This window comes from Bradyrhizobium sp. 23 (assembly GCF_023073295.1).
Taxonomy (GTDB): Bacteria; Pseudomonadota; Alphaproteobacteria; order Rhizobiales; family Xanthobacteraceae; genus Bradyrhizobium; species Bradyrhizobium canariense_D.
Map to the genome: position 1 here is coordinate 5051 of NZ_JADPJF010000079.1, position 13912 is coordinate 18962.

Genomic DNA, 13912 nt, shown 5'->3' on the forward strand with positions numbered 1-13912 from the left:
CGATCGGCGGCGTGCCGGCGCTGCTGGTGCCGGACAACACCAAGGTCGCGGTGATCAAGGCCTGCCTCTACAATCCGCGGATCAACCGCAGCTACGCCGACATGGCGGCGCATTACGGCACCGCCATTCTGCCGGCCAGGCCGCGAAGGCCACGGGACAAGGCGAAGGTCGAGCAGGCGGTCCTGATGGTCCAGCGCTGGCTGCTCGGGCGGCTGCGCCACCGCACCTTCTACAACCTCGCCGAGGTCAACGCAGCGATTGCCGAGTTGCTGACCAGGCTCAACGAGGAGCGGCCAATCCGGCGGCTCGGCGTGACCCGGCGCAAGCTGTTGGAGGAGATCGACCGGCCGGCGCTAAAGACCTTGCCGGAGAGCCCTTACGTGTTCGCCGAGTGGCGGATCTGCCGGGTCAGCATCGACTATCACGTCGAGGTCGAGGCGCATTACTACAGCGTCCCGCATCGCTTCGTCCGCGGCGAGGTCGAGGTGCGCTTCACCGCCCGCACCGTCGGGATCTTCTACAAGGGCGAGCGGATCGCCGCGCATCAGCGCATGAGCGGCAACCACAAGCACACCACCGTCCCGGAGGACATGGCGTCCAGTCATCGGCGCTACGCCGGCTGGACCATCGAGCGCATCCGCAAGGAGGCCGCCGCGATCGGGTCGGCCACCGCCGCGCTGTGCAACCTGATCCTCGATGAACGCACGCATCCCGAGCAAGGCTTCCGCGCCTGTGTCGGCATCATCCGGCTTGCCCGATCCTTTGGGCACGAGCGGCTCGATGCCGCCGCCATGCGGGCGATTGACATCGGGGCCCGCACCTACGGCTCGGTCAAAATCAGTCCTCGCCAACAATCTCGATCGGCGTCCTTCAACCAAGCGCCCCGCGGACGACGCGCCGATCCTCCATCCTAGCATCCGCGGGCCGCGCTACTACAATTAGGAGATCACGCCTTGCTTACCCATCCGACCCTCGATCAACTCCACGCGCTCGGCCTTCACGGCATGGCCAAGGCCTTCACCGACATCGAAGCCGGCGGCGAGGCCGCCAGCCTCGGCCACGCCGAATGGCTTGCGCTCCTGCTCGAACGTGAAGCGTCGCTGCGACGCGACAAGCGACTGTCGAAGCGGCTTCAATATGCCAAGCTGCGCCAGCAGGCCTGCGTCGAGGACATCGACTATCGCACTCCGCGTGGCCTCGACCGCAGCCTCCTGACGATGCTGGTCGAAGGCCAATGGATCGCCGACCACGCCAATCTTTTGATCTGTGGCCCGTCCGGCGTCGGCAAGAGTTGGCTCGCCTCGGCGCTCGGCAACAAAGCCTGCCGCGACAATCGCTCCGTGCTCTATCAGCGCATCCCGCGACTGTTCAGCGATCTGGCCTTGGCGCGCGGTGACGGCCGCCACCCCCGCCTGCTGCGCGCGCTCGGCCGCGTCGATCTGCTCATCCTCGACGACTGGGGCCTCGAGCCGCTCGACGCCGCGGCCCGCCACGACCTCCTGGAGATCCTCGATGACCGCTGCGGCCACCGCTCCACCATCGTCACCAGCCAGCTTCCCGTCGATCAATGGCACGCGCTGATCGGCGGCCCCACCTACGCCGACGCCGTCCTCGACCGCCTGGTCCATAACGCCCACCGGATGATCTCAACGGCGAGAGCCTGCGGCGAACTCGTAAGCCCGGCCGGAAGGCCTGAGCCCGTGGCGCTGTGGACATGCCGCTACGCTTGGACAACGCGAAAAGCGTTGCCCACATGCCCACAGCAGAGCAGCAGCAGACGAAGAAGGACTTCAAGCCGCGATTCAAGGTTGACCCCGCGGCTTCACCGATGCCAGAAACCAGACAGCCAGAACGCCTCGCGCCCCGGGGCGACATCAAATCGGAATGGTGGGCGAGATCATCGGAATCGGCAAACAAGCAGCTCGAGCACAGAGTCGTCAAAGCGATAGAGAGAAGTGATGCCCCCTTGGCTCAATATCGCGCCTGAAGAGGCAAGTCTGACCTATCGGTTCATCTCCATAAAGAAACAAGCTGCGTTCACGACAGGGAGAGACGTGCACGAGCCCTTTGAGGGCCGACCAAGGGCCCATCATGAAATCCTCGTGATTGAGGGAAACGAAAAGAAATTCGGCGGGCGAAGCATTCAAATCGACGAAACCCAGCTCTCAGCGACGGTTATTGTGAATTGAAGCTCAACTCTCCCGTCCCAAATGGCTTCGCTGAGTAGAAGCGGCCCGACGATACGTTACTCTCGACACTGTGCCATGCCGGAAACTTCAGATCCCGCAGAGCGTTCTTGGCAAGAGTGGCCAATTGCAGGTTTGCTGACCGAGATCGAGATACCTAGCGAGCCGGTGAACCAGATTCCCTCTACTTCGAACAAGAGCGTTTCCATCTTCGGGCGATCATCGTATCAGCGCCGCGCGCAAGCGGTCGAGGCCGACGGTACTCTGACGGCCGCGACGCGCCTTCTACCTCAGTACTTCTTTCTCGCTCCAGTTTACGGAAGGTGCATACCGGCTTCGGGTCGGGTTGCTTCGGAATTGCTAGCCCTTTCCTCGCGTACTCCGTAAGCGTGCGGAAAGCACAGATTGGGTCAAGGTTGGAAGGTCGCTCCGGGGCGAGGGGAGACCTAATACAACGGGAGCGCGTGATTGCTGATCGTTCCGACCTTTGCTGCCTAGCGGCCCACCCAACTTTGCCAGCTCATTTTCGGGTTCGGCTCACTACGATATCAACAGAGGAGTTTTTCGATGTCTCGAAGAGTAATCGTCACGTGCGCAGTAACTGGTGGAAGCTCCGCAGTCCTTGCGAAGCATCCCGACGTTCCCAAGACACCCTCACAGATAGCAGAGGCCGCTCTGGAAGCGGCGCGGGCGGGAGCCGCAATCGTCCACATCCACGTTCGCGATCCAGAAACCGGCGCCCCATCGAACCGACTCGACCTCTACGAACAGGTTGTCAAGAAGATTCGCGACGCGGCCACTGACGTCGTCATCAATCTAACTTGCGGCATGGACGGGAGCCTCTCACTCGATTCGCTTGATCCAATAATTATCAGCGAAACGTCTACACTAAAGCCGCCTATGGGACGCTGCATTCAGGCGATCAAACTTCAGCCTGAGCTTGCTACCCTTGACTGTGGCACCTTGAGCTCCGGGGAGAGCATTTTTGTTGCCCGCCTATCAGATCTAAGAGAGATGGCGATCCTTATGCGAGATGCCGGCGTCAAGCCTGAGCTCGAATGCTTCGAGCTTGGACACATTGAAATCGCCAAGAAACTCATAGCGGACGGCAAAATTGATAATCCCTCACTGTTTCAATTCTGCCTCAGCACTGGATATGGCGCCCCCGCTGTGCCGATTGTCATGCAGGCCATGAGAGATATTTTGCCCCCACGGGCCGTTTGGGGCGGCTTCGGTTGTAGTGCTGACCAGATGCCTGCAGTCGCGCAGCTCGTGGGATTGGGCGGGCATGTGCGGGTTGGCTTAGAGGATAATATCTATCTTCGGCGTGGTGTGCTCGCGTCCAACGCTCAGCTCGTCGACAATGCGGTTGGAATCATCGAGCGTATGGGCGCAACCGTCGCCACACCGGCGGAGGCCCGACAAATTCTCGGCGTGGTGAAGCGCGGATAGCAGTTTGATACCTGACGACGATAACGACCTGGTCATGGAGATCCTTGACCGGGCGGGGCGACACGGAATGATGGTCCCGGTTGCCTTCGCTCCGGGCTACAGGAGGCCCCCTCTAAGAACTTGCATGCGAGGCGGTTCGAGGTGGAACGCCGTGTGTTAGAGCCATGCTTCAAGCGGGGAGAACCGGGAGCGTCTTTAGACGGCTTACGTTCCCCTGCTTTTCCCTCTCTTGGGGTCTCCACCTATCTGAGCTCACCAGCCGAGTTCCTCGGCCCAGCGGTCGCACAAGCCCCCGACAGGGACTTTGCAAACCTATCGCGGCCGCTGCGCGGATCGACGCTTCTGGATACCGACCGTGCTCAGATCCGAAGCCGGATAAGGCCTTGCTGGACCACCGAGGCGACGAGGCGGCCATCCCTGGTAAAGAACCGCCCGTGTGTGAGGCCGCGGGCGCTACTCGCTGTCGGGCTGTCCATGGCGCAGAGGAGCCAATCGTCCATTCGGAAGGAACGATGGAACCATATTGCGTGGTCCAGGCTGGTGGATTGCATACCCGGTGTGGCCGAGGTCAGTGCATGCGGCCGCATAGCGGTCGTCAGCAGGTTCAAATCTGACACGAAAGCCAGCAGGACGCGGTGCAGAGCGGGACAGTGCGGTAGCGTGCCGAACGCCCTGTACCAGACGCTGCGCACCGGCGGCTTTGCAACGGGGTGCAGCATATCGACGGGATCAACCGGGCGGATGTCGATCGCATGTTCGAACGACATCTGGTCGCGAGCCACATCCGGCATTCTGTCCATGTATTTGCGCGCCATCTGAGTCTGAGACAGAAGGCCGTCAGGGCCAGGTATTTGCGGCATGGGCTCCTGGTGCTCGAAGCCGGACTCCTCCCGCTGAAAAGAGGCCGTCAATGTGAAGACAGTACGGCCCTCCTGGATCGAATCCACACGCCGTGTGGCAAAACTTTTGCCATCGCGGATGCGCTCGACTCGGTAAGTGATCGGCTTTCGTTCGTCGCCCGCCTGCAGAAAATGCCCGTGCACAGAATGAGCCGCCTGGTCCTCGGGAACCGTCTGACCGGCGGCAGCCAGCGCCTGCGCGACAAGCTGTCCACCAAACACGTAGCCCCACTTCAAATCGAGGCTTCGGCCGCGGAACAAGTCTGGCTCGATGCGTTCGGGCTCGAGGATGCTAATCACCTCCTTCAATGAAGGAGCCTCATCAGGATCACACTGCGAGAACATGCTTCACGCAACCTTCTAAGATGAGAGACAACTAGGGAAGATCGACAAACAGATGTGATGCTCCGAACTCTTGCAGTCTGCGCGCGAGAATGCCAGCGGAGTTTCTGCCTCGATCTTCATGTGCTCTGGACGAGTTCTCCCAATCATCTTGTTCAACGTCCAGGGCTGGTCGTCCAGCGACCAAATCGGTCGGTTGCACGCGTCGAAGATTTTTGCGGTAGTCGCTTCACGACGGCAAATACTCGTCGCTCCAAGATTCGCTAATTTCCTGGGCTGTAAGCATGTTGCCCGTTTCCTGTTCCGTGTACTCGAGCTCAGCCAAGACTGACCGGGAATTCGCTCCCGGCTTCGGCGCAGCCGTTGGCGCTCTGATTACGGCCCGCGCGAAGCGTAGCGCGCACCGTCCAATGAGTTCGACCCGGTGGCCGCTAGGGTGGTGATCGTCTCGCTGGAAAACGAGAGTCGTATCGGCGCTTCCGCTCCCGCCATCCCTTTCGGCCATGTAGCGTTCGCGTACACGCTCGACATTCTCCAGCTTCTGCGCTGCGACACCAATTGCTCGTACATGTGCGCAGACGGCCTCGACACTCTTGCTCGCAAATGCTCGTTCCAAGGTCTGCTCGAGATGCAAATCCTCAGCCGTAATATCGATCCCCAGCTCACTGGTGATAGCCGGAAGCTCGTTTGGCTTGCACGCTACGAAGAGCCAGCCGTCCGCTGTCTCGTAGCAGCGGTAGAACGGATCGGTCCCGCGTGCATCGGGTCCGCTTGGCTCATTGAACGGCGGACGATTGGGATGGTCGTACATGAACGGGAGTTGAATTAACTGCGCTGTAGCAACTAGCGACGCCCGCGCGAGGTGTGTATTCACACCGCGCTGACGAGCATAGAGGGCGATGGCGGTCGCGAGGGCGCCCGCGTAACCGGTCAAGACGTCGATTGTCCCGACGTCCGTGTGGTCCTCAGGCGTCTGCAGCCCACCGCCATACCTCGCCATCACGCCGGTCACGGATTGTGCAATCTCGTCAAAGCCAATCCGGTTGCGCCATGGACCACCGGTCGGACCTCCCAGCGCATCTATTTGGCAGAGTATGGCGTGGCGCTGCAGAGTGCCGGCGATCGTGGGGCCGGCGAGTACGTTGGTCAGGTCGAGTATCGTGATGCCATCTCGGCAGCCCCGGGCGGCCGAGGCGTCGCTGCCCATTGAGGCAGGCCCGCGCAGGTCGGGCTCTGCCTCGCGCAGCTCTTCTAAAATCCGTTCTCGATCGGCATTAAGGGCGGGCGCCGGACGCACCAGAGGGCGGGGAGTAGCAATGTCTCCTAGCCACGCCACATTGGCGGGCTGGCGCATGAGGCCGTAACGCCGATCTTCGACATCGATGAGAAGTCCGGCCTCGAGTGGTTGGACTTCCTTAAGCCATTCTTGGGTGTTCCGAACAGTCGCGCCCGGCACCTTCTTTTCTCCGAAGAATGCTTCCCAGTGGCTGCTCGGCTCGCGCTCGAACACTGCCGCAATTCGCTTCGTCAGTATTTTATTCCATTGCGTCGACAGTACATCGCCAAGCGTGCAGTCCGCGCCCGAAGCCCACGAGCAGGTAGGTAGCCAAGGGTCAAACGTGGGGAGCCCATCGGCCGTGACCTCTTCGAGAAGGCCAAGAAGCGCCAGCGCGCGCCTAGGATGATTTATATGTGAGTTCGACGCGAGATAGAAATGACGACCGTCCGCACATCGATAACGCCGGTAGAGAGCACCAAGGTACGACTGAACTTCGTCATAGTTAACATTTAGCGGCTCGCCGGCCTGCTGGCGGCGCGCGATCTCGCGTTCCCGCAACCCCAAATACCGTGACGGGAGGCCTTCAAGGCGCATTGAGCGGAAAGCAAGGCCCTCAGCCAGCGCTGCCGCGAGCGGCACCTCGACCAGGTCACCCCGGCCACTCGCAAGGCGCGAATAGAGTGCAAGCACAACGGCCATCGCACCAGGCACAGCGCCATAAGTTGACGCAAGCGGCAATGGTGAGAACGACGCTTTCTTGCCCATCAGCACGCGAGTCAGCGACATGTCGGTGAACTGCCCGATTGCTGCGCTGATGATTCCCTCCCATGCGGGAACGGTGCGAACCTCTGCGTCACCGCTCGCGAAGCCCGGCAAGGACAGGTACACTAGCCGCGGGAAAGCCGCCATTAGATCGCGCCCGCCGAGACCAAAGCGCTCCATGACCCCCGGACGGAAGTTCTCGATCACAACGTCCGCCGTCGCAATGAGCCGCCGAGCGATCTCCACTTCTCCGGGAAGGTTCAGATCGAGTGCGATGCTCCGCTTATTACGGTTGAGAAGGTTGGTCGCTGGGTGGTGCCACGACGGGCCCGCGGGCGGATCAACGCGAACAACCTCGGCACCAAGATCCGCCAGGATCATCGCAGCTAGCGGGCCAGCGATGTATTGCCCAAAGTCGATAACCCGCACACCCGCCAGCGGCGTGCTGTCCGATGGTTTTGTCGTGTCCACCTTATTCCCCTTCGTCGTAGCGGCGGCGCATCTTGTCTTAAGTGACAGTACCTAGACGCCAAAATCGAAATGCATCAATTTGGATTCTTCCAAAGCAGAAACCCTGCGTCCAGTCGCTCTAACGTGGAGTGTTCCTCCATACGCACCAGAAGGGTTCGACCGGACGCGACAATGCGATGTTTGTAACAGGTGTGCTTCGGATCGTACGGAGGGGCTCTCCTTGCGTGATCGGAGGCGCTCGGAATGGAACAGCGGCTTGTGGCGTCTCAGAGATGGAGCATCAACTGCGTTGCGACGGACGTTCAAGCCGATGTCCGATGATCCAGACTTCGAATATCTGATCGTCAATTCCACCATATCTCGCATCAGCACGCCTTAGCAAAAAAAGATCAACTCATTGGGCCGCTCGCGTGGCGGCCTGAGCACCAAGATACATATGACGTTCGCGTCTGGGATGCTCCGTTCGGTTCACGCTCACCTCAGGCCAGAAGGGCGATCCAGCAATCCGCCGCATTGATCGAGGACCTGCCGCCGAGGTCGTCGTCGCCCGCACAGCTTATGATGCCGATCATTTGCGCAGAGGCATCGCCGCCAAGTAAGGCGTTCGCCGTCATTCCCGACGACCCGGCACGCGGCTCAAAATATCCGCTCCACAAACATACCTATGCCTAACGCCATCTCGTAGAATGCAGCCTCAGCTCAAGTATTCGGCCGCGTCGCAATCTGCTTCGAAAAGACCGTCCGAAATTCCCGAGCCGTCAGCAATCGAACGTTTGCGGAGGCCCTGCGCCCGATTTACCTCGCTGAGCAGCGTTCGATCTGTTTTCACTGAGGCCGCCGCTTGAGGCTTGGAATATCAGATTCACTGCCGCTTTTGGCGATGGTGTTCGAAGCGGCTGCGAAGCAACCGCGCCGCGCCCAGGACCAAAACCGTCAGAACAATTGTGAGCGTCGCTACCGCCGCTATCGTGGGGTCGATCTCAAACCGCAAGTTATCATACATGCGGCGTGGTAATGTCACCGCCCCGGATCCGGACAGAAACAGAGCAACGATCAACTCGTCGAATGATGTGATGAACGCGAACAGCGCACCGACAGCCACACCAGGCAAGATCAGCGGCAATGTGACTTGCCTCAATGCTCCGGCGGGCGTGGCGCCAAGGCTCAGGGCTGCTTGCTCGAGCCTGGGATCCACGCTGGCTAGGCTAGCGCTCACACTGGTCACGACGAACGGCCCGGCAAGGCAGGTGTGCGCGAGCACGATGGCCATCGGAGAGCCAATCAGACCGAATCGCGAATAGGCGTAGTAAATGCCTATCGCCACTACGATGCCTGGCACGATCATCGGCGAAAGAATCAGGCCTGTGGCCATTGCGCGCAGCGCGTTTGGCAGGCGCGCCACGCCGATCGCAGCGAGCGTTCCCAAAGTGGTTGAAAGCGTGACAACGGCCACTGCTACCCAGAGGCTGAGCCAAGTCGATTGCAGCCAATCTGCGTTGCCGAAGTAGCTCTCATACCATCTCAAACCATATGCCGGCGGCGGGAATGTCAGATATGCCGCCGTGGAGAAAGAGACCACGAACACCAGGACGATTGGCAGCGCCAGAAAGAGCAGGATTAGGGCAACAAATGCCGGAAGGAGGAGGCGGGCGGTAATCATCACTTGCTCATTTTGAATGCGCTGCCCACGCCGGGTACGAACTGACCGATGCCGATGAGTGCGAGAGCCGTCCCTAGTAGCACAACGGAAAGTGTCGCCGCGTAGCTCCAGTTCAACTGTTCAACCTGTTGCTCGATCAGGATTGACAGCGTGATGTCGCCCGAGCTTCCCACCATCGCAGGCGTTATATATGCGCCGAGCGCCGAGACGAAGACCAGCAGCACGCCTGCGGCCACGCCCGGCATGGACAATGGTAGCGTGACCTGTCGGAAGGTGGCCAATGGCGTGGCGCCAAGGCCCGAAGAGGCGCGTTCCAGCGAACGATCGATCTGCCGCAGCGTATTCGCGATCGGGAGGATCATGTAGGGCAGTAGGATATGGATCAGCGCCAGGTCGGTTGCCATCGTCGTGTTGAGGAGCCTGATCGGGTTCTCGAGCAGACCGAGCGCGAGTAGCGCCTCATTGATGATTCCATGACGGCCAAGAAGCACCATCCATGCGTAACTGCGTACCAGCACTGAAGTCCAGAACGGCATGAGGATGACGATCAGGATAAGGGGGGCGGAGGAACGAGCGCGAGTGAGTGCGAGCGCGACGGGATAGCCCAAGATAAGGCACCCAAGCGTGACAACGAGCGAGGTGCTGATGGTGCCCCAGAACACTTTGAGAAACACGGCGTCGTCAGGGAGGGCCGCGTAGCGGTCGAACGACCAGCTTGGCTCGTTTAGACTGCCCAGCAGCATGGCCACGACCGGCATCGCGTAGAACACCAGCATATAGACCAGCAGCGGCCCCGCGAGCAACCAAGGGACTATCCACGGGATCACGAGATTCCAGCCCAGCCATCCCGCCCGCCTAGCGCGCGGGGACGAACGCGGTGTGATGATGAGGTCAGACATGGCGTTAGACGAGGATTGTATCAGCAACGGGCCACGCAATTTCGGCGCGTTCACCGACCGCCCGGAGGCGGACAGTCGCACTCGAGGCTTCCTTGAGTACCATCGATGCTCCGCCGTCGGACTTAAGCAGATAGCGGCAGCGCTCACCCGCAAATACTGCTTCGGCCACAGTGACGTTCATGCGATTGAGAGGCCGTGCGGCTTCAGCATGCTGGTCGGAAAACCGCAGGCGCTCGGGCCGTGTCGTCACAGTCACTTCGGTGCCTATTGCAAACCGCTGTGAAGTGACAGCTCGCACAAGTACGCCCTGGCACTTGGTCACGACAGTATCGCCTTCCACACCGCACACGACCGCCGGAAGGAAGTTGGACTGGCCGATGAAGCCCGCTACGAAGCGGTCACAGGGCCGATCGTAGAGATCCTCGGGCTGCCCGATCTGTGCAACGCCTCCATGGTTCATCACAGCGATGCGATCCGACATCGTGAGTGCTTCGTCCTGGTCATGGGTGACCAGCACGAACGTGATCCCGAGCTCGGCGTGCAAACGCCTCATCTCGATTTGCAGGTCTTCGCGAAGCTGCTTGTCGAGGGCGCCAAGCGGCTCGTCTAATAGGAGCAGCCGCGGCTTGAAAACGATGGCGCGCGCCACCGCGATACGCTGCTGCTGGCCGCCGGAGAGTTGGCGTGGATAGCGCCCGCCGTAGCCCGGCAACTGCATCAATTCAAGCACCTCACCCACCAATCTCGTCCGCTCCGCCTTCGGCACCCCGCGCTGCTTCAGTGGAAATCCGATATTTTCTTCGACGGTCAGGTGTGGAAACAGCGCGTAGTTTTGGAATACCATCCCGATGTTGCGACGATACGGCGGTTTGGCGACTACCGATGCTCCGTCAATGGCGATGTCGCCACTGCTGGGAGTCTCGAAGCCCGCAATCATCATCAGTGTAGTGGTTTTGCCGGACCCGCTGGGGCCCAAGAGCGTAAGGAATTCGCCCGATCGAATTTCGAGCGACACGCCGGCGACGGCCGTCACGGGCCCGTACCGCTTCTCCAAGCTGGTCAGCGACACCGAAGCGCCGGGGGGGCGACCGCCGTCCCGTGATAGATCCGAAGGCGGCAATTCCTGCTCCATAATGTCTCTTCGGAGTGGACCAAGGGCCCTTACTGACGACATCAACTTACCCCAACAACCACTTGTTGAACTTGGCCTGCGCCACGTCGACATTCTCGACCCACCATTCGGCATCGTGGAGCACGAGTTGCTTGGCTATGTCAGGCCCGCTCGGCAGCGTCGCCAAACGCTCGGGCGGGATGTATTTATTGGCAGCCGCATTCGTATTGCCGTACGGAATCAACATCGCCCAGCGGGCCTGCGGAATTGGCATGAGGGTATATGCCAACAGCTTCATCGCATTGGCCTTATTCTTCGCACCCTTTAGCACGCCCCAAGCATCGCGCTTTAATAGCCCCTGATTCCAGCAAATCGCGGCCGGCACACCCTGCGCCTGCAATGCCGCCATGCGACCGTTCCAAACGGAAGTCATAACAACTTCGCGATCGATGAGCATTTGCGGAGGCTGAGCACCGGTAGTCCACCATTTGACCACACTCTTCTTGATCTTGTCGAAGCTAGCCAGCGCCTTATCAATGTCGAGCGGGTAGAGCTTGTCCGCATGCACCCCGGCAGCCATCAAGGCAAACTCCAACTCTGGAAAGGACCACAAAGCCCGATCGCCGGGGTACTTCGTCGTGTCCCAGAAATCGGCCCAGTTTTTAGGAGCGGCGCCCTTGAAGGCGTCGGTGCGGTAAGCCATAACTTCGGCATAGGAATCCATTTCCACCCCGTAGTCGAAGCGGAATTCGGGTCCAAGCCCGTCATCAACCAGCGAATAGTCTATTTTCTCGAAATAGTCGCCACCTCGCATCATTTTTAAGATTGAGGCTCGCTCAAGATCTACCAAGTCCCACTCGAGATTACCCGTGTCCACCATCGCTTTGGCTTTTGCCGATTGGGCACCGGGAAATACTCGAACTTTGATGCCAGTCGATTTCTCGAACGGCTCGAACCAGGCCTTCTGCTGCGCTTCACCCGATGCGCCACCGTAGTTAGCGACAAGGACCTCTCCCGAGCCCTTCAAGATGTCAGGCACAGTCGTCTGCTCGGGTAATGCGGATTGTGCGCCTGCCGAGCGGATGATGAACGGCGCCCCAAGTACTGCGGAGATCACGCCGATGGCGCGGCGGCGATTGATGTGCATTGTACGTTTCCCCATGAAAGCCTCATTGTTAATGCCGATACGCCGATACAGGCCTAAAATCAGATTCGAACTTCGGATTGCTGGCTACGACGTGACAGGGATACAGACGCCATTGACTCCCGACGCATCGGGGCTGGTAAGAAAGCCAATAGTTGCCGCAACCTCACGAACATCGACGAAGCGCTTGGCGGGCTGCCTGTCGCGCAGATGCGCAACGAGCTCCTCCGGGCTCACACCCATGCTCGCCGCCTGAGCTTCCAGCTGATTACGCATCATGCCGGTGTCCATCCAGCCCGGCGCAACGGCGTTGACATTCAGGCCATGCGGCGCCCCCTCCAACGCGGCCGTACGGACCAGACCTAGAACCCCATGCTTTGCAGCCGTGTACGCCGCTTTCTCCGCCGTCCCAACAAAGCTCGCAGTTGATGCTGTGACTACAACTCGGCCGCCCCGAGACTTCGTCAAACCTGACCATGCCGCCTTTATGGCGAAGAATGGCCCGTCCATCATTACGCCGCGCAGCCGCTCCCACTCGATATCAGGGAGCTGATTTATTGGTGCGACGAATTGGCAGCCCGCATTGAGGACAAGGATGTCGAGTTGTCCGGCAATCCCCAGCACGTGGTCGACCATCGCGCGGTTTCCACTGGAAGTCGCAAGATCTGCATGGAATACATCTTCGCCTGCAATATCGACACCATGCACGTCTGCACCCCGTTCGCGGAGTTCGGCGACGATGGCTTTCCCAAGCCCGCCTGCAGCTCCAGTCACAAGGGCAACACGGCCCTTGAGCGAGCAGCTAACTGCATTGGATCGCCGTTCATCACTGTTGCGGTCCAATTTGGGCATCCCCTCGTTCTCCCCCACATGACGCCGAACTGGATTGTTGGGCGCGTTCTTGTGATATTAACGTAGAAGGCTGTTCACATATAAAAACTCTAAAAGAGACGCAAAGATCAGTTAAATCCTGCAAAATGGTGCCGTTTTCTGCCGCGCGGCAACCAGGATGGAAGCAGAGCGTCAATCAGGATGAGAGAGCGTCGCCGAGCTCGTGACGCAGGGAGGGCGTAGCCCGACCGGATTTACGAGCTCGGCGACGGCGCGATCCACAAGGGACCGCGCCGTCTGGTGATCGCGGCCGGCTGGTTATGCAAGTGGCTCTTCCGCAAAGAGGAATCACTCACTTGCCAGGCCGACACATTGCCGATTACCAGATGAGGCTCTACATGAAGTACCGTTAGATCGATACCCCGCCCGTGGCCGCCGCCAAGGCGTCGTTCACGTCAACCAACCGCCTGTCGGATTGAGAAGGATCCCCGCTTACCATCGCGGAAGAAGGGAGCCCGCGGCAGCCGCCGGCCGGATCCCCTGGCCGGCGTGTTTGAGGCCGCGGTGGGCCGATGCTGAAGGCCGCCCCGGCGTGCGGCCGATTGCGATCTTCGAAGAGATCTTGCGACGCCATCGAGAACTCGGGACCGGAATCCGCCGCAAGCTGGAGCGCCGGATCCGCGCCTAGCGGGCGATCCGCGGCGAGGAGCAGAAGGTGATCTTCCGCCAGACCCACGAGCCCGGCCAGGTCGGCCTCTCCGACTTCACCGACATGGGTGAGCTGGGGGTGAGCATCGCTGGCGTGCCGCTCGATCATCGCCTGTATCACTTCCGGTTGGCCTATTGCGGGTTTGAACACGCCCATGTCGTGCTCGG

The 13912-nt window shown here is 60.3% G+C and carries 9 protein-coding genes and 3 pseudogenes; 5 read left to right on the plus strand and 7 right to left on the minus strand.

Going from position 1 to position 13912, the window contains the following annotated elements; translation table 11 throughout:
• The 4 genes and pseudogenes from IVB32_RS20165 to IVB32_RS20180 form a co-directional block, all read left to right on the plus strand.
• A pseudogene (locus tag IVB32_RS20165) lies at window positions 1-942 on the plus strand (IS21 family transposase); the annotation flags it as partial.
• An 11-nt stretch (window positions 943-953) separates the two neighbouring features.
• A pseudogene (gene istB, locus IVB32_RS20170) lies at window positions 954-1696 on the plus strand (IS21-like element helper ATPase IstB).
• 262 nt (window positions 1697-1958) lie between these two features.
• Window positions 1959-2189, plus strand: a complete 231-nt coding sequence (locus IVB32_RS20175) for a hypothetical protein (RefSeq protein ID WP_247411016.1) — start codon at window positions 1959-1961, stop codon at window positions 2187-2189.
• A 564-nt stretch (window positions 2190-2753) separates the two neighbouring features.
• The gene (locus IVB32_RS20180; protein ID WP_247411020.1) at window positions 2754-3638 is read left to right on the plus strand and encodes a 3-keto-5-aminohexanoate cleavage protein; all 885 of its coding nucleotides are present in this window, start codon (window positions 2754-2756) and stop codon (window positions 3636-3638) included.
• A 359-nt stretch (window positions 3639-3997) separates the two neighbouring features.
• Here the strand turns inward: IVB32_RS20180 and tesB are convergent, their stop codons facing one another.
• From tesB to IVB32_RS20215, 7 genes are all read right to left on the minus strand, one after another.
• On the minus strand, window positions 3998-4837 hold the full coding sequence (gene tesB / locus IVB32_RS20185) for an acyl-CoA thioesterase II (protein ID WP_247411042.1): 840 nt from the start codon (window positions 4835-4837) through the stop codon (window positions 3998-4000).
• A 271-nt stretch (window positions 4838-5108) separates the two neighbouring features.
• Complete coding sequence (locus IVB32_RS20190; protein ID WP_247411024.1) at window positions 5109-7391, minus strand: CoA transferase; 2283 nt, start codon at window positions 7389-7391, stop codon at window positions 5109-5111.
• Window positions 7392-8253: 862 nt separating this feature from the next.
• Window positions 8254-9051 carry an ABC transporter permease gene (locus tag IVB32_RS20195; protein WP_247411027.1) on the minus strand — a complete coding sequence of 266 codons (798 nt, stop codon included), beginning with the start codon at window positions 9049-9051 and terminating at the stop codon, window positions 8254-8256.
• Window positions 9051-9854: an ABC transporter permease gene (locus tag IVB32_RS20200; RefSeq protein ID WP_247411030.1), complete on the minus strand. Its 804-nt coding sequence runs from the start codon at window positions 9852-9854 to the stop codon at window positions 9051-9053. The genes IVB32_RS20195 and IVB32_RS20200 overlap by 1 nt, the downstream gene beginning before the upstream one ends.
• A 100-nt stretch (window positions 9855-9954) precedes the next feature.
• Window positions 9955-11082 carry an ABC transporter ATP-binding protein gene (locus IVB32_RS20205; RefSeq protein WP_247411033.1) on the minus strand — a complete coding sequence of 376 codons (1128 nt, stop codon included), beginning with the start codon at window positions 11080-11082 and terminating at the stop codon, window positions 9955-9957.
• Window positions 11083-11128: 46 nt separating this feature from the next.
• The gene (locus IVB32_RS20210) at window positions 11129-12208 is read right to left on the minus strand and encodes an ABC transporter substrate-binding protein (protein ID WP_247411036.1); all 1080 of its coding nucleotides are present in this window, start codon (window positions 12206-12208) and stop codon (window positions 11129-11131) included.
• An 84-nt stretch (window positions 12209-12292) separates the two neighbouring features.
• Window positions 12293-13057, minus strand: coding sequence for an SDR family NAD(P)-dependent oxidoreductase (locus IVB32_RS20215; RefSeq protein WP_247411039.1), 765 nt, complete (start codon window positions 13055-13057; stop codon window positions 12293-12295).
• Window positions 13058-13449: 392 nt separating this feature from the next.
• Between IVB32_RS20215 and IVB32_RS20220 the strand changes: the two are divergent.
• Window positions 13450-13912, plus strand: a pseudogene (locus tag IVB32_RS20220) (IS21 family transposase); the annotation flags it as partial.